Below are 16,884 nucleotides of genomic sequence, written 5' to 3' on the forward strand. Positions count from 1 at the left end.
TGGGTAGTCACCAACTGGTATGCGCCTTCAGCTTGAACGACCGGCCTTCGCCGTAGCTGCATACGGCAAGGCCCTGGCAGCTGGCGACATAGGTCTTGTCGAAGAGATTGGTGATGTTGAGATCGACGCCCCAGTCCTTCTTCTCGTAGCCGAGCTTCAGGTCGGCGAGCGTGACAGCCGGCACCTTCGACGTGTTCTCATTGTCGGCCCATGAGGAGCCAATGTGGCGCACGCCGGCGCCGATCGAGAAACCGTCATACCAGCCGCCGCGGAAAGTGTAGTCGACGGAGGCCGAGGCCATGACTTCGGGCACAATGAAAGGTGTCTTCCCAATCAGCGCCGCATCTTCGTCCTTGGTGATGTCGATGTCATAGGCGGTGAAAGCACCCGTTACCCGGAAATCCTCGGTGACGTTCACCTTGCCTTCCAGCTCCACGCCGCGCGAGCGCACCTCGCCGGTTTGCAGCTGTGTGAACAGAGTAACGTTCGAAGGCACATTCTGACGGGTCAAGTCGAACACCGACAGGGTGAACAGGCCATCCATGAAGGTCGGCACGTATTTGATGCCAGCCTCGTATTGTACGCCCTCCTCCGGCTTGAACAGATTCCCGTTCGCGTCGGTTCCGATGATCGGGTTGAAGAAGGTGGCGAAGCTGACATAGGGGGTTACGCTGTTGGCGAACTCATAGGCGAGGCCGGCGCGGCCAGAGAAATCGCCAACAGTGCTGTTCTGCCTGGTGGAACTCGCCGAGTAATATGTCGGGCGATTGTCGGCTTCGAGCCAGCCACGGTCATAGCGGCCATTCAGCGTTACCAGCCAGCCGTCGCCGAAGCGCAGCTGGTCCTGCGCATAGAAGCCGAGCTGCTTCTGCGTCAGATCCTGATTGAGATAGCTGACGCGCTCTGTAAGCGGCGCACCATAGACAGGGTCGAAGGCGTCGATCGGTGGGGTCGTTCCGAAGAGGGCCGACGACTGCACCTGGTCGATGTTGTAGTATTTGTAGTCGATGCCGGCCAGCAGCGTGTGTTCGATTGGGCCGGTCTCCACCTTGCCCTCGATCTGCAGGTCCGACAGGAACGTCATCGCGTCGGTGTCGTGACCGAAGTTGATGCGGTTCAGCTGCGTCGCACTCGCCCACCCGTTGGGGTAGACATTGACCTCACTGATATCGGCGGCGGTGAAACGCATGTTGGAGCGCACCGTCCAGTCATTCTCGAAAGTGTGCTCGAACTCGTAGCCGATCGAGCCTTGTTCGCGCTTGTAGAGATCGATGCCCGGTTCCGTGAAATTGGCGTCGGGGTCGATGCGGCCGTAGTCCACGCCGTTGACGATCCGGTCCGTCACCGTACCTTCGTAAGGCAGAAAACCGCCGCCATTGTGGTTCTCGTCGATGTGGCTGTAGTTGGCCAGAATGGTCAGCGTTGTTGCTTCGTCCGGCTTCCAGCTGATGCTTGGCGAGATGAAGCCGCGCCAGCCGTCCTGCAGATCGCTGTAGGTGTCGCCGCCGGCGACCTTGCCCGTCATCCGGTAGCTGACGGCGCCATTGCTGGCCACGTCGCCGACATCGAAGCCGAGATAGACATTGCCGGCATCGTTGACACCGGTTTCGACATAGCGCTTGCGCTCGAAATCCGGCCGCTTGCTGACATAGTTGACCAGACCGCCCGGATTGCTGCCGCCATAAAGCACCGAGGCTGGGCCCTTCAGCACCTCGATGCGTTCCAATCCGAACGAGTCGACATAGAAGCCGCCGAAGCCGTAGCTGAACAGCTGCAGCCCATCCATGTAGACGCCGGTGTCCGTCGCCTGGAAGCCGCGAATGAACATCCAGTTGGTGTCGCTGTCGGGGCCGAAAGGCTGGGCGAAAACGCCGGCGGTGTAGCGCAGTGCCTCGTCGGCCTTCTGCGCGCCCTGGTCATCGATTTCCTGGCGGCCGATCACCGAGACGGATTGCGGGATGTCCTTGAGATCGGTCGCCGTCTTGGAGCCGGTCGTCGTCTTCCTGGCGACGACGCCGTCGACCGGCCCGGTCGCGCTATCTCCCGCCTCGCCCTCGACCAGCACCGGTTCGAGCTGGGTGCTGGTTTGCGCAGTCTGCGCGAACGCGGCCATCGGCGGGAGCATCGCGACAGCGGCGACGCTGCCAGCCAGAAGCGACTTCATCCGGTGAATTCTGCTCATAAGGAAAGGTCCCGCCTGTCGAAATTGAGATACTTGATAATTTATCTCAACTTATCTGCGGGTCATTGGATGGAATTGGGCGGTTTGTCGGTTCTTGTCCAAACGGCTGACATCGCAGTGTCATGTTGCGGAAATGTCACTGGCGGCCGGCGCTCTTCATCCAGATGCCCGGCGTCACTCCGACGACTGATTTGAACAGCCGCGTCAGATGGGCCTGGTCGAAAAACCCGGTCGCCTCGGCGATGTCGCCGAGCGAGGCGGCATCATGCGCCATCATCGCCTGTGCCCTGCCGATCCGCGCCTGCATCTGCCAGCGATGCGGTGGCACGCCCGTCGCCGCCTTGAAGCCGTGGCTTGTCGCGGTTTCGGACAGGCCGGTCAGCGCGGCGAGGTCGGCGAGACGGATCCTGTCCAGGCAATGCGCGTCTATGTAGTCGGTGACCAGACGCAGCTGGCGACGGGACAATGGCGCCCGTTGCCACGCGGCAACCGGCCGGTCTATCTGGAAAAGACTCGCGAACAAGGCGTTGAGCAGGCCCTCGCCGTAGAGATCATGCAGCTTCTGGCCAGTGTCGCATTCGGCGGCGATCAGGCCGGCAAGCGCAGCGATCCGGTCGTCGCGAAACTGGAAGCGCGACACCGGCAAAGCCTCGCGATCGAGGCCGCGGCCGAAGCGGCGCGTCAGGGCTGCGGCGTCGAAATGCAGGTCGAGATGCCTGATCCGGCGCAGTCCCTCGGCCCGGCCACGCATCGCCACGCCGGCCGGAATATAGGCCATGGAAAAGGCCCGGTCGTGGCGGCGCGCTTCGCCCTTGGCCCCTTCGACGAAGAAGGCGCCGTCGCCATCGACATTGAGCAAACAGCCGGGGGTCGGGAGAGACATAGAAGCCTTCCGCCTTGTCCGCGCATGAAACATCCCAGAGGTCGGCAACCGCGCCGTCCCAGACGTGGCATTTCAAACCGCCAATGACGGAAAATCCCTGAATGCGGCTTTCCATGCGCGGAACGAAGGAGACGCTTTCCCCTCACCTGATCGAGACTCTAGCCGGCAAGCGACGAATTCGACGCCGCCAGTGCTGCTGCCAGAACGAGGATTGAAATGGTTGCCCGCATTGTCGCCTCCAGTGCTGACGTCACGGATCGGAGCGCATCATCTCGCATCTGCTGCGCGTGAGATGTGATCAAGCTCACATCCAAATCACCCCGTGGCGAGTAGCCAGACGCTGTGGCGGGAGATCATCCTTGCCCGCGAACAAGCGCCTTCTGCGAAGGTGCTGGAGGCGAATATACACGATGCAGAATTGGCAGGCGAGTTGAACTTGACCCCTTGCCGTCCGTCCGTTCCGCGCCTGCTTTCCCGATGGTTTCAGGGCAAAGCTTGCGATCGCGCTTGGTTGATTTCTCGGACGAAATATGCTGCTTGTCGCGCCCATGAAAAAGCTCTGCCTTATGGTGCTGGCGTCCCTGATGCTGGCGTGGCCGGCCAGCGCGATGGATAGCGCGCTACGCGCCGGCCTGCTGAAACTCGATCCACAGACCCGACTCGAACAGCGCTGCGATGCAGAGGTGCTGGACCGGATTTCCCATGACGACCACAAGTTCAAGGCGGATCGCGTCGTCGCCTACGCCTTCGCGACCCCGGAAATGGGTACCGACGCGATCAGAAGCCCAGGGGCTGCCTTTCGCAGCAAGGGGCAGTGGTATCGGCTGAAATTCAAGTGCCAGACCGCACCGGACCATATGCAGGTGCTGCAGCTCCGCTACCGCATCGGCGACGAAATTCCGCAGTCCGATTGGACGAAGTACAATCTCTACGACTAGAATTCTCTAACCCCCGATCCCTGGCATTTGCGGGCCTTGGCGCCCTTCGGCGACAGTGCTGCTTGCCTTGTATCGCGGATGCGGCAAGGCAGGCGTCCGACATTGTCCCCTGCAATCCCTTGACGCGCACGAACCATACACGTTACGGCGTCTGGACATTCGACGACCGACACTCGGCGAACAAGCAAAGGGCCTCCAGCCGATGGAAATCTTCACCGCCGCAGGCCTCTCGGCCCTGCTCCAGGTCATCGCCATCGACCTCGTACTTGCCGGCGACAACGCCATCGTCATCGGCCTTGCCGCGGCCGGTCTTCCCTCCGACCAGCGCAAGAAGGCGATTCTCGTCGGCATCGCGGCGGCCACCGTGCTTCGCATCTTCTTCGCCCTGATCACGCAGTGGCTGCTCGCCATCGGCCCCATGCTCCTCATCGCCGGCGGTCTGCTGCTCCTTTGGGTGTGCTGGAAGATGTGGCGCGAGCTGCGTGTCACCCTCGAGCAGGAACATGATGCGACGGAATCGCTGTCCAATGTCGACTACGACAAAGACGGAAGGATTGGCAGCAAGGGACCGCGCAAGACCTTCGCTCAGGCGGCGTGGCAGATCGTCATTGCCGACGTTTCAATGTCTCTCGACAACGTCCTTGCGGTCGCCGGGGCGGCAATGGACCATCCGACGGTGCTGATCATCGGCCTGGCGCTGTCGATTGCGCTGATGGGCTTCGCCGCTTCGTTTGTCGCACGCCTCCTGCACAAGTACCGCTGGATTGCCTATATCGGCCTCCTGATCATCCTCTACGTCGCGGTGAAGATGTTTCTGGATGGTGCCGTGCAGCAGTTCCCCGAACAGTTTGCGTTCCTGGCGCCCTGGTTCGGACCGAGCCATCATTGAGCCCGGCCCCTTGCAGGGCGGTCGGCTCGCGTCGCGACGAACCGATCGCCGGTTTGCTTGACTGCGGAACTGTGCTATTGCGCCGCGCAAATTAGGCTCCCGCGAGAGCTCACAAGATCGATATGCATCGGGACTTCCGGGCCGGACCTCAGGGTTTCCGGCCCGCGTCCATTGGAAACCGCAAATGTCCGCAGCCCCCCGCGTCAGTTTCGTCAGTCTTGGATGCCCGAAAGCCCTGGTGGATTCGGAACGCATTATCACGCGCCTGCGCGCCGAGGGGTACGAGATCGCCCGCAAGCATGACGGCGCCGATCTCGTCGTCGTCAACACCTGCGGCTTCCTCGATTCGGCCCGCGACGAGTCGCTCAACGCCATCGGTTCCGCGCTTTCCGAGAATGGCCGCGTGATTGTCACCGGCTGTCTCGGCGCCGAGCCTGATGTCATCCGCGAGAAGCATCCGAACGTTCTCGCCATCACCGGGCCGCAGGCCTATGAGAGCGTGATGGCCGCTGTGCATGAGGCGGCACCGCCCAGCCATGATCCCTATATCGATCTTCTGCCGCCGCAGGGCGTCAAGCTGACGCCGCGCCACTACGCCTATCTGAAAATTTCGGAAGGCTGCAACAATCGCTGCACCTTCTGCATCATTCCCGCTCTGCGCGGCGACCTCGTCTCACGCCCGGCGGCCGACGTGCTGCGCGAGGCGGAGAAGCTGGCCAAGGCCGGTGTCAAGGAGATCCTCGTCATCTCGCAGGACACCAGCGCCTACGGCATCGACATCAAGTACCAGACCAGCGTGTTCGGCGACCGCGAGGTGCGGGCGAAGTTCCTCGATCTGTCGGAGGAATTGGGCAAGCTCGGCATCTGGGTGCGCATGCACTATGTCTACCCCTACCCGCATGTCGCTGACGTCATCCCGCTGATGGCCGAGGGGAAAATCCTTCCCTATCTGGACATTCCCTTCCAGCACGCCTCGCCGCAGGTGCTGAAGAACATGCGCCGGCCGGCACATGGCGAAAAGACGCTGGAGCGCATCCGCGGCTGGCGCGATGTGTGCCCCGATCTCGCCATCCGCTCGACCTTCATCGTCGGCTTTCCCGGTGAGACGGACGAGGATTTCGAGATGCTGCTTGACTGGCTGGACGAGGCCAAGATCGATCGCGCCGGCTGTTTCAAATACGAGCCGGTCAGGGGCGCGCGCTCCAACGATCTCGGCCTCGAACAGGTCCGCCAAGAGATCAAGGAAGCACGCTGGCACCGCTTCATGCAGCGCCAGCAGAAGATCTCGGCGACGCAGCTCGCCAAGAAGGTCGGCAAGCGCCTGCCGGTGCTGATCGACGAGGCGCACGGCACGTCTGCCAAGGGCCGCACCAAATACGACGCGCCGGAGATCGACGGTTCGGTGCATATCCAGTCGCGCCGCCCGCTGCGCGCCGGCGACATCGTCACCGTCAAGATCGACCGTGCCGATGCTTATGACCTCTATGGCTCGGCGGTTTAGAATCAACATTTTCGAACGGGCGATACGAAGCCGGCTCAGGATCTAGGGCGGACCGGTGCGCCACCGGAAGCCGCCGAAAGGGCGCCTCCCCAGCGCCCTCAGATTTTCTGGCACACACCTCGGTAGTCTATGGTGCGTTTCGTCAGAGCTTCACCGCCTCGATTGCAGCCAGGGACCGATCGATCACCTGATCGAGGGTCTTATCCAGTCGCATGTCCGTCGACTCGGCTGCGACTACCGACAGGCGTGCGGCAAAGCCTAAATGATAGTCCACGAACCAATCGGGTCGCGGCTCCGGATCTGGAAATGGCCCCCACCACGGGGGGAGCTTCGGTATCTTCGGTCGCGTGGGGCACCAATCGTCAAGGTCGCTCAACAACGCTTGCATATCGAGCCCGCCTCGCTCGGCGAACCACGCGCAGCGGACGAATTCGTCGGCGATTGCGGCACCCAGTTCGTGAGGCGGGAGCGGCTGAGGATTGAGTGCGATTTGCACAAGCCGCCCCTGTGGTCCGCGCGGGATGACGTCGTAGATGGCGGGAATGCGTTTCCCGATGATCGCTAAGAGTTTTTTGTTCAATTGCATGAGACTTCCCCCTGCTGACGCTTGTCGCGCCGGCCGATTTCGTCCGGGCCGCTTAATCAGCATGGAAGCAAAAGCCATTGAAGTATGTGAAGGCGGTCACGGAGCCGTGTCTGAGACCTTGCGCCTGGGGCGCGAAGACATGGAACGCACAAAAGCGGCCGGCGCCAGGCGGGGCCTCAAACACTTGGCGAAAGACCGTCGAGCGATCCTTCAAGATCGAGCGCGCGACGCCTGCGACCTCTACAGCTCGGCGGTCTGACGCCGTTTCAACCTCGCCGCATTTACTACAACCGGCGATAGTTCCGGGGTCTTAACCCATTCGGCCGCGATCCGCATTAATGGTTGCAAAACTGTCAGTGCGGGGGGGGTCGCATGCACGCCAGACCGGCGCGGCAGGATTACATCGCTTCGCTGGACCTGTTGAGGCTGGCGGCTGCGCTGGCTGTCGTCATCTTCCACTATTTCTTTCGCGGCGCGGCCTCTGGCGGTGCTCTCGTCGAGGGCTATCCGCTGATGGCGCCGTTCGCCATTTATGGCTATCTCGGCGTCAATCTGTTCTTTCTGATCAGTGGCTTCGTCATCGCTTGGTCGGCGGAAGGCCGCAACTGGGAACAGTTCGCGATGGCGCGCTTCGTGCGTCTTTATCCGGGCTTTCTGCTCTGCATGACGATCACCTTCATCGTCATCCTTTCTGTCGGCGAACCGCTGTTTTCAACCTCCTTCGCTCAATATGCCGCCAACCTGTCCATGTTTGCGCCGGCCTTCGGCCAACCGTTCATGGACGGCGTCTACTGGTCGATCGTGCTTGAGCTGGTTTTCTACGGATGGGTGACGCTCGCTCTGATCACCGGCATCTTCCAGAAACGCAAGCTGGAGCTGATCTTCATCTGGCTGGCGATCTCGGCGCTGAACGAGTTCTTCATCGGCAGTCGCGCAATAAGGCTGCTATTGATCACCGAGTTCGGCCCGTTCTTTGCCGCCGGCGTACTGGTCCACCATATCCATGCGCATGGCCGGTCACCGGTGGCCCTGCTGCTGCTGGCGGCCTCCTTCCTGCTGTCCTGCAGCACGATATCGGTGACGCGGGACTGGATGCTGAACGAATATGGCCTCGCCGTTTCGCAGCCACATCTCGTGATCGCCAATCTCGCGATGCATGCCATGCTGATCGGCGGCGTTCTGCTGCGCAGCCATGTCGGGCCGTCCGCGCTGACGCCGGCGCTGGGCGGGTTGACCTATCCGCTCTACCTTCTGCACCAGAACATAGGCTATCTCGCGATCAATGCCGCCGCACCGCTGGTCGGCAAATGGGCCGCCGCCCTGGGCTGCGTCGCCCTCATGCTCTTTGTTTCATGGGCGATCTGGCGCTATTTCGAGCGACCGGTCCAACGCACGCTCAAGACCTGGCTTGGCCGCGCGGTTGAGGTCACGCTGGCGCGATTTCGGCGCGCCTCCACCGATGCGCAACCCGCCGAATGAAAAAGGGCGCCTCGCGGCGCCCTTTTCGTTTGAGTTTTCTTGCGCTTACTGCGGCAGCTTGTCGTCGACGCCCTTGATGTAGAAATTCATGCCGAGCAGCGTGCCGTCGTCGGCGACTTCGCCGTCCTTCAGCCACGGCGTGCCGTCCTGCTTGGCGATCGGCCCGGTGAAGGGGTTCCAGCCGTCGGCGATCTTCTTCGTTGTCGCCTCGGCCGTCGCCTTCACGTCGTCGGGCATGTTGGTGAAGGGCGCGAGCTTGACGGCGCCGTCCTTGATGCCCAGCCAGACATTGCCCGGCTTCCAGGTGCCGTCGAGCGCGGCCTGGACGCGGCTGATATAGTACGGGCCCCATTCGTCGGTGAGCGAGGTCAGCTGCGCGTTCGGCGCGAACTTGATCATGTCGGAGGACTGGCCAAAGCCGTGCAGCTTGCGCTCTTCCGCCACCTGCAGGGCAGCGGTCGAATCGGTGTGCTGGACGATGATGTCGGCACCCTGGTCGAACAGCGCCTTGGCGGCGTCGGCTTCCTTGCCGGGATCGAACCAGGAATTGACCCAGACGATCTTGGCCTTGAAGTTCGGGTTGATCGACTGCGCGCCGAGCATGAAGGAGTTGATGCCCATCACCACTTCAGGGATCGGGAAGGAAACGATGTAACCGGCAACGCCGGCCTTCGATTCCTTTGCGGCGATCTGGCCGAGCACATAGCGACCTTCGTAGAAGCGCGCATTGTAGATGCCGAGATTGTCGCCGGTCTTGTAGCCGGTGGCGTGCTCGAACATCACCTTGGGGAATTTCTTGGCAACCTTCACTTCCGGATCCATGAAGCCGAAGGAGGTGCCGAAGATGATCTTGCAGCCTTCGCGCGCCAGGCGCTCGAAAGCGCGGTCGGCATCGGGGCCTTCGGAGACGTTCTCGAGATAGGCGGTCTCGACCTTGTCGCCGAGCGCCTTCTCCACTTCGAGGCGGCCCTGGTCATGCTGGTAGGAATAGCCGAAGTCGCCGATCGGGCCGGTATAGACCCAGCAGGCTTTGAGCTTGTCCGCGGCCTCGGCGGTTACCGCCAGCGATAGGGCGGCGGTTGTGGTCATCAGGGCAATAAGCAGTTTTTTCATTGTGTTACCTCTCTGAGTTAAGCCTTGGAGCTTCCCGTCTTTGTTATTGTCAACGATCCGGAACGAATGGCTGCCCCAAGGAAGCCGGCGTGTTCATCATCGTCAGACGCTTGTTGCGCGAGATTAGAACGAGAACCACGACGGTTGCCAGATAGGGCAGCGAAGAAAGCAGTTGCGAAGGCACCGGAATGCCGAAAGCCTGTGCATGAAGCTGGCCGATCCAGACGGCGCCGAAGATGTAGGCGCCGGCCAGCACCCGCCATGGCCGCCAGGAGGCGAAGACGACCAGGGCCAGCGCTATCCAGCCACGTCCAGCGGTCATGTTCTCAACCCATTGTGGCGTGTAGACCAGCGACAGGTGGCCGCCGGCAAGGCCGGCACAGGCGCCGCCGAAGATCACCGAGAGATAGCGGTAGCGGATGACCTTGATGCCAAGCGCATGCGCCGAGGTGTGGCTGTCGCCGATCGAGCGCAGCGTCAGTCCGGTGCGGGTCTTGAACAGGAACCACATGACGGCGGCGGTCAGCGCGATCGAGATGTAGAAGATCGGGTCTTGGCCGAACAGCAGCCTGCCGACGACCGGGATCGACGTCAGGCCGGGAATGTCGAGGTTGGGCAGCCGCTCGCCGGGCTGGCCGACGAAGCTGGTTCCCATCATGCCGGACAGGCCGAGGCCGAGCAGCGTCAGCGACAGGCCTGTCGCCACCTGGTTGGTGGCCAGAGACAGCGTCATGACGGCAAACAGCAGCGAGAACACAGCGCCCATTGCGACCGCCGCGAGCAGCCCGATCCATGGCGATCCGGTGAGGTAGCCGGCGCCGAAGCCGCCGACCGCGCCCATGATCATCATGCCTTCGACGCCGAGATTGAGCACGCCGGAGCGTTCGACCACCAGTTCGCCGATCGCAGCGATCAGCAGCGGCGTTGCCGCCGTGGCGATGGTCAAAAGGATGTTGACGGTGATGTCCATCAGCGGGCTTCCTTCAACTTCGGTGCGGCCTCGAGTTTCGGCGCGGCCAGTCCGATCAGACGAATGCGGTAGTGAATGAGCGTGTCGCAGCCGAGCACGAAGAACAAAAGCATGCCCTGGAATACACGCGCCACCTTGTCGGAGATGCCAAGCGCGCTCTGCACTGCCTCGCCGCCGAGATAGGTCAGCGCCAGCACCAGGCCCGCGGCAACGATGCCGAGCGGATTGAGCCGGCCGAGGAAGGCCACGATGATGGCGGTGAAGCCATAGCCTGGCGAAATCACCGGCTGCAACTGGCCGATGGCGCCGGAGACTTCCGATATGCCGGCAAGTCCGGCCAGCGCACCCGACAGCAGGAAGGCGAAGAAAACCATGCGGTTGAGGCCGAAGCCGGCGAAGCGCCCTGCCCTCGGGCTCGAGCCGAGCACGCGGACCTCGAAACCCTTCAGCATGCGGCTCATCAGGATCCAGATCGCCACTGCCGCGACCAGCGCAAAGACGAAGCCCCAGTTGGCGCGGCCGGCATCCGGCATCAATTCCGGCAGGATGGCCGAGTCGTTGAACTGAATGGTCTGCGGGAAACCATGGCCCTGTGGGTCGCGCCATGGGCCACGAACCAGCCAGTCGAGGAAGAGCTGCGCGACATAGACCAGCATCAGGCTGGTCAGGATCTCGTTGGTGCCGAAGCGCGCCTTCAGCAAAGCCGGGATTGCCGCATAAGCGGCGCCGCCGACCATGCCGAGCAGAAGCATCAGCGGCAGCACCAGCGGTCCCTCGAACTGAGGAAACAGCACCGGGATCATCGAGCCGACAATGGCGCCCAGGACGAATTGGCCCTCGGCGCCGATGTTCCAGATGTTGGCTTTGTAGCAAATCGACAGGCCGACCGCGATCAGGATCAAGGGTGCTGCCTTGATCGCCAGTTCATGCAGCTGCCAGACCTGGCTGATCGGCTCGATGAAGTAGATACGAAACGCACTCAACGGGTTGACGCCGAGCAGCGCGAACATGACGGCGCCGGCGATGATCGTCAGCCCGAAGGCGATGAAGGGCGACAGCGCCGAAAACAGCATCGAGCGCTGCGGGCGTTTGACGAGTTCGAGGCGCATCATGCCGTCTCCAGCGTGTGTTCGGCGTGGCCGGGTTCGGCACCGCCCATCAACAGTCCGATCTTCTCGAATGTGGCTTCGGCGATCGGCAGCGGCTTCGACAATTCGCCATTGTGCATGACCGCGATGGCGTCCGAAATCTCGAACAATTCGTCGAGGTCCTGGCTGATCACCAGAACGGCCGAGCCGCTGCGGGCCAGTTCGATCAGGGCCTGGCGGATGTGCGCGGCCGCACCCGCATCGACGCCCCAAGTCGGCTGGTTGACCACCATCACGCTCGGCCTGCGGTCGAGCTCGCGACCGACGATGAATTTCTGCAGATTGCCGCCGGAAAGTGCCGCGGCTTCCGGATCCGGCGCGCTCTTGCGTACGTCCATCGCTTCGATAATGCGCTGGGCGGCGCTGTAGACCGCAGCGCTCTTGACCATGCCGCCGGAGCCGACAAAAGCCTTGCCGTCGGTGGCGTGGCGCGACAGGAGCAGGTTCTCCGAAAGCTTCATGCGGGGTGCTGCACCATGGCCGAGCCGCTCTTCGGGCACGAAGGCAGCGCCCATCAGCCGCCTGCCGGTGATGGAGAGGCCGCCGGCGTCCTTGCCGCGAATGCGCACCGAGCCGGCATCCTGCTGCAGCACCTCGCCGGAGACGGATTCGAAGAATTCGCCCTGGCCGTTGCCGGCCACACCTGCGATGCCGATCACTTCGCCGGCGCGCACGGAGAGATTGATGTTCTTGAGCGGGATCGAGAACGGCGTTGCCGGCTTGCGGGTCAACCCACGGATATCGAGCAGGGCCGGCGCGGTCTCGATGCCTTCCGCCGGCGCGCGGACCACTGCCTTCACCTCGTTGCCGACCATCATGCGGGCCAGCGATGAAGCGGTTTCCTGGCGCGGATTGCAATGGCCGACCACCTTGCCGTGGCGCAGCACGGTGGCGCGGTCGCAGATGCGCTTCACCTCTTCCAGCCGATGCGAAATGTAGAGGATGGACTTGCCTTCCGAGCGCAGCCGCTCGAGCGTCTCGAACAGCTTGTCGGCCTCCTGCGGTGTCAGCACCGAGGTCGGCTCATCGAGGATGATCAGCTGCGGCGTCTGCAGCAGGCAGCGGATGATCTCGATGCGCTGGCGTTCGCCGACCGAGAGATCGCCAACCAGCGATTCCGGATCGAGCGGCAGGCCGTAGCTGTAGGAAAGCGCCCTCGCCTTGGCGGCAATGCTGCTGATCGGCGAACCGTCGTCCAGCGACAGTGCGATGTTCTCGGCCGCGGTCAGCGCCTCGAACAGCGAAAAATGCTGGAAAACCATGCCGATGCCGAGTTTCTTGGCGGCGCCCGGACTGGTGATCCTGACCGCCTGGCCATTCCAGAAGATCTCGCCCGAGTTTGGCTCGAGCGAGCCGAACAGCATCTTGACCAGCGTCGACTTGCCGGCGCCGTTCTCGCCGAGCAGCGCGTGGATCTCACCCTTGGCGATGTTGAGATCGACATGGTCGCACGCCGTCAGCGTGCCGAATATCTTGGTAAGGCCACGAACCTCAAGCAGGGTCGTGCTGTCATGATTTGCACTCACAGTGCCTCCCATCTGGTTTGCCAGACATGTTCTGTGTTCCCGCAAGCATGGTATGCGCTGCCGCCTCCCGTCGGAAAGCGGCACACGACTTGAAAGAGCTTCAAGAATTTCAGCGGAAACCTAACGCATCGGCCCGAAAATCGAAATCGATTTTCGGAAAGCACGATGCGCTGGCTCAAAGTGTTAGAGCGTACTTTGCGCGTCCAAGCGGACGCACGTCGCTCTAATGGATAGCAAGGCAGACGGGACTAAGGGACGAGAATGGTCGTGCCTGTCGTCCTGCGCCCTTCCAGGTCGGAATGCGCCCTGCCCGCGTCCCTCAGCGAATAGCGCTGGTTTATCCTGATCTCGACCGCGCCGCTGAGCACGACGTCGAACAATGCCGCGGCGGAGGCTTCGAGGTCCTCGCGCTTGGCATTGTAGACGAAGAGCGTCGGCCTGGTGGCGAACAGCGAGCCCTTCTGCGCCAGCAGCGACATCGAGAAAGGCGGGATCGGCCCCGACGACTGGCCGAAGCTGACAAACATGCCGAGCGGCCTCAGGCAGTCGAGCGAGGCCGGGAACGTATCGTTGCCGACGGAATCGTAGACGACATCGCATTTCCTGCCGCCGGTGACGGCGGCGACGCCGGCGACGAAGTCCTGCTCCTTGTAGTTGATGACATGGTCGAAGCCGTGCGCCCTGGCGAGCTCGATCTTGTCGGCGGAACTGGCGGTGCCGATGACGGTCGCGCCGAGATGCTTGGCCCATTGTCCGAGGATCAGGCCGACGCCGCCGGCCGCCGCATGGAACAGGATGGTGTCGCCTGCCTTCACCTTGAAGGTGCGGCGCAAGAGATACTCGGCCGTCATGCCCTTCAGCATCATGGCCGCGGCCTGCTCGTCGCTGATGCCGTCCGGCACTTTCACAACGCGGTCGGCGGCAACCACGCGCTGTTCGGCATAGGCGCCGACATTGACGGCATAGGCGACGCGATCGCCCGGCTTCAGCCAGTCGACGTCGGCACCGACTTCCAGCACCTCGCCGGCCGCCTCGCCGCCTGGGATCAGCGGAAAGCCGCCGGGCGGCGGATAGAGGCCCGAGCGATGGTAGACATCGATGAAATTGAGGCCGATCGCGGTGTGCCTGATCAGGATCTGTCCGGCGCCGGGTTGCCCCGGATCGGCGTCCTCATAGGTCATAACCTCCGGACCGCCATGGGCGTGGATACGGACTGCTTTGGGCATCGATTGGTCTTTCTTGGGACACGGCTCGCCCTGGGGCGGCTGTCAGTCTTTGGGGTCAGTCTTTCCGGCGCCGGGCTTGGCGCCGAGATTTGGAAAGAACTGCATGATAGCGCCGATGCTTGCGAGGTAAAGTCCGGTCACGGTGATGCCGATCTTGGTGAAGTCGCTGACCTGTTCGCCGAGCACGCCGATCTGGTCGTAGAAGGCGGCGAGCGCGGCCTGCGCCAGCGCCAGAGCGCCAAAGGCGCACCACAAAAGCGTCATGCCGAGATTGATCGGCCGCAACCGCACCACGCGCACCGGATGGATGAAGTTGATCGGCACGAAAGTGAGAATGCCGGCCGCAACCACCACGCCGAAGGAAACCCATTGTCCCGGTTCGATGACGAACAGCGTGAACACCACCATGTTCCAGACCACCGGGAAGCCCTTGAAGAAATTCTCCTTCGTCTTCATGCCGGTGTCGGCATAGTAGATGGCGCTGGACACGACGATGATGGCCGCCGACAGGAACGACAGCTTTTCGCCCATGAAGCCGCGCTGGTAGAGCGCGAAGGCCGGGATCAGCACATAGGTGACATAGTCGATGATGTTGTCGAGCATTTCGCCCGACCAGGTCGGCAGGATTTCCTTGACTTCGAGCTTCCTGGCGATCGGCCCGTCGATGCCATCGACGAACAGTGCCAGGCCGAGCCACCAGAACATCGCCGTCCAGCGCTGCTCGCTTGCGGCGACCAGTGACAGGAAGGCCAGGAACGAGCCCGACGCGGTCAGGAGATGGACTGAAAACGCGCGCGCCTGCGGCCAGGTGACTTTCTTTTTCGGTCGCGGAATTCGGTCTGCAATTTTCTTGGCCGTTTTCCTTGCCGATGTGTTTTTGCTCACGGGCCCCGCCAGTCCAGCTTGCAGATTTCGGCCGAGCGGCCGGCAAAGTTCCAGTTGCGACCGAAGGCGCGCATCTTGCTCTTGTCGGACTTCGCCACGATGATCTCGGGCGCGATCCAATATTCGGAGTTACTGATCACCGTATCCTTCTCGCGATCCTTGCCAGGAACCGGCGTCACCGCCCCGTCGATGATTTTCGGTATCTGGAAGATGCGCGTCTTGTCGCGCGTCTCATAGCTGATCGGCACCTGTTCGACGCCGAGGAATTTTCCGACCAGGATTGAGAGCAGCGAGGTGGTGCCGCCGGCCTTGCCGGTGAAGATCTTGGTCAGCGCCTTGACCGCGTAGACCGAGGCGCGCTTGTCGATGAACAGGCCTGCGGTCCAATTGCCGCGGCTCATGTAGCCGGGGATTTCCATGATCAGCCCGAGATTGAGGCCGGAGAGGTCGGCCTCTCCGAAATGGCCGGCGTCGATGCGGAAGCCTGCCCAGGTCTGGCAATAACCTTCGGTCGGCGGATGGCCGCCGAGAGACAACACGCAAGGGCAAAAAACCGTGCAATTGCAGGAGAGTACGAGCTCTCCTTTCATTGCCCAGCCTCGGTCGCTCATCGAATTCTCTCCCCCTCAGGCCGAGACTAATAGCAGCGCGGTTGCCCACACAAGCAGTATCGCACCGGCGACACGGCTTGGCATCCTGCCTGCCGTCTGTTTTTCGATCAGGGTGAACAGGCCGATCAGCGCCATCCAGAAGATGTTCATGGCGCCCACGGCGAACATCACCAGCATCAGCGCCCAGCAGCAGCCAAGGCACCACACGCCTTGCTCCATGCCGAGCCTGAAGATGCGCAAGGGTTTTGCGCTCCAGTTGGCAAACAGGACCGAGAACGGGTTCCGGCATTTTGTCAGGCAGGCTTCCTTCAGGGTGCTGAACTGGAAGAGGCCGGCAATCAGCAAGGCGAGCGCGCCGGCAGTTCCGACCGCCGGATCGAGCATCTGACCGGAGGCAGCGATGGCGTGGACGCAGAGCGTCAATGCGACGAACAGTGCCGACGCAACCAGCCATGTGCCGAGATAGCCGGCGACCAGAACAAGCGGGTGGACGACGGGCTCGCTTTTGATCCGCGCCGTGTCGGCGATCTCGCAATAGGTGCGGATCATGGGCGCTGCCGAAGGCAGCATCGTCGCCACCGCCATCAGGAACCACATTGACATGAGCGCCAGGGCTTGCATCCCTGCCGATCCGGCAAGCGGCGCAGGCGTGACGCAAAGAGCGAAGAAACGGTCGAGAAAATCCGGCAGCGGCAGCCGCGGCAGATATCTGAGCACCGCATCGCCGGGCGCATCGGCGCCGGCAATGCGGCCCTGGGCGCTGCGGATCGCCATCGCGGCTAGGATGGCCCAGGCAAGGGCGATTCCGATACCAACGCTGACGGTCACTGTCAGCCGGAGGTTGCGCACGACACTTGCCGTGGCGCGGCCGGCCCGGTCGAGATGGCTGAAGTCGTCGCTCATGGCAATCGAAATGGGCCGAATCGCCGCGTTGATCAAGCCGCATG

15 protein-coding genes are annotated in these 16,884 nt (G+C 62.4%); 4 read left to right on the forward strand and 11 right to left on the reverse strand.

Annotated features, from left to right (window positions below):
• Window positions 1-7: 7 nt before the first annotated feature.
• The gene (locus tag AC1RUK_RS11235; protein WP_481835579.1) at window positions 8-2,182 is read right to left on the reverse strand and encodes a TonB-dependent siderophore receptor; all 2,175 of its coding nucleotides are present in this window, start codon (window positions 2,180-2,182) and stop codon (window positions 8-10) included.
• A 136-nt stretch (window positions 2,183-2,318) separates the two neighbouring features.
• Window positions 2,319-3,065, reverse strand: a complete 747-nt coding sequence (locus tag AC1RUK_RS11240) for a helix-turn-helix transcriptional regulator (protein ID WP_481835578.1) — start codon at window positions 3,063-3,065, stop codon at window positions 2,319-2,321.
• Between the two features lie 530 nt (window positions 3,066-3,595).
• Here AC1RUK_RS11240 and AC1RUK_RS11245 point away from each other — a divergent pair.
• The 3 genes from AC1RUK_RS11245 to rimO all read left to right on the forward strand — a co-directional run bounded on the left by AC1RUK_RS11245 (window position 3,596) and on the right by rimO (window position 6,393).
• Entirely contained in the window at window positions 3,596-4,003 is a 408-nt protein-coding gene (locus AC1RUK_RS11245; protein ID WP_481835577.1) for a DUF930 domain-containing protein, read from the forward strand.
• A gap of 202 nt (window positions 4,004-4,205) precedes the next feature.
• On the forward strand, window positions 4,206-4,892 hold the full coding sequence (locus AC1RUK_RS11250) for a TerC family protein (RefSeq protein ID WP_436175030.1): 687 nt from the start codon (window positions 4,206-4,208) through the stop codon (window positions 4,890-4,892).
• 184 nt (window positions 4,893-5,076) lie between these two features.
• Entirely contained in the window at window positions 5,077-6,393 is a 1,317-nt protein-coding gene (gene rimO / locus AC1RUK_RS11255) for a 30S ribosomal protein S12 methylthiotransferase RimO (RefSeq protein WP_481835576.1), read from the forward strand.
• A gap of 142 nt (window positions 6,394-6,535) precedes the next feature.
• On the opposite strand, the gene AC1RUK_RS11260 is transcribed toward rimO, so the two are convergent.
• A complete protein-coding gene (locus tag AC1RUK_RS11260; protein ID WP_481835575.1) occupies window positions 6,536-6,979 on the reverse strand; it encodes a hypothetical protein in 444 nt (147 codons plus the stop codon).
• 372 nt (window positions 6,980-7,351) lie between these two features.
• Between AC1RUK_RS11260 and AC1RUK_RS11265 the strand changes: the two genes are divergently transcribed.
• A complete protein-coding gene (locus AC1RUK_RS11265) occupies window positions 7,352-8,458 on the forward strand; it encodes an acyltransferase family protein (RefSeq protein WP_481835574.1) in 1,107 nt (368 codons plus the stop codon).
• A 45-nt stretch (window positions 8,459-8,503) separates the two neighbouring features.
• On the opposite strand, the gene AC1RUK_RS11270 is transcribed toward AC1RUK_RS11265, so the two are convergent.
• The 8 genes from AC1RUK_RS11270 to AC1RUK_RS11305 form a co-directional block, all read right to left on the reverse strand.
• Complete coding sequence (locus tag AC1RUK_RS11270; RefSeq protein ID WP_436175026.1) at window positions 8,504-9,571, reverse strand: BMP family ABC transporter substrate-binding protein; 1,068 nt, start codon at window positions 9,569-9,571, stop codon at window positions 8,504-8,506.
• Window positions 9,572-9,620: 49 nt separating this feature from the next.
• Window positions 9,621-10,541: an ABC transporter permease gene (locus AC1RUK_RS11275; RefSeq protein ID WP_006199782.1), complete on the reverse strand. Its 921-nt coding sequence runs from the start codon at window positions 10,539-10,541 to the stop codon at window positions 9,621-9,623.
• A complete protein-coding gene (locus AC1RUK_RS11280; RefSeq protein ID WP_481835573.1) occupies window positions 10,541-11,653 on the reverse strand; it encodes an ABC transporter permease in 1,113 nt (370 codons plus the stop codon). The genes AC1RUK_RS11275 and AC1RUK_RS11280 overlap by 1 nt, the downstream gene beginning before the upstream one ends.
• On the reverse strand, window positions 11,650-13,227 hold the full coding sequence (locus tag AC1RUK_RS11285) for an ABC transporter ATP-binding protein (RefSeq protein WP_481835572.1): 1,578 nt from the start codon (window positions 13,225-13,227) through the stop codon (window positions 11,650-11,652). The genes AC1RUK_RS11280 and AC1RUK_RS11285 overlap by 4 nt, the downstream gene beginning before the upstream one ends.
• 236 nt (window positions 13,228-13,463) lie before the next feature.
• Complete coding sequence (locus tag AC1RUK_RS11290; RefSeq protein WP_481835571.1) at window positions 13,464-14,441, reverse strand: quinone oxidoreductase family protein; 978 nt, start codon at window positions 14,439-14,441, stop codon at window positions 13,464-13,466.
• Window positions 14,442-14,483: 42 nt separating this feature from the next.
• Window positions 14,484-15,326, reverse strand: coding sequence for a phosphatidylcholine synthase (gene pcsA / locus AC1RUK_RS11295; protein ID WP_345892425.1), 843 nt, complete (start codon window positions 15,324-15,326; stop codon window positions 14,484-14,486).
• On the reverse strand, window positions 15,323-15,937 hold the full coding sequence (locus AC1RUK_RS11300) for a DUF1326 domain-containing protein (RefSeq protein ID WP_481835570.1): 615 nt from the start codon (window positions 15,935-15,937) through the stop codon (window positions 15,323-15,325). The genes pcsA and AC1RUK_RS11300 overlap by 4 nt, the downstream gene beginning before the upstream one ends.
• Window positions 15,938-15,952: 15 nt before the next feature.
• Entirely contained in the window at window positions 15,953-16,840 is an 888-nt protein-coding gene (locus tag AC1RUK_RS11305; protein ID WP_481835569.1) for a DUF2182 domain-containing protein, read from the reverse strand.
• Between the last annotated feature and the right edge of the window lie 44 nt (window positions 16,841-16,884).

The sequence above is a fragment of the Mesorhizobium monacense genome (assembly GCF_056781675.1).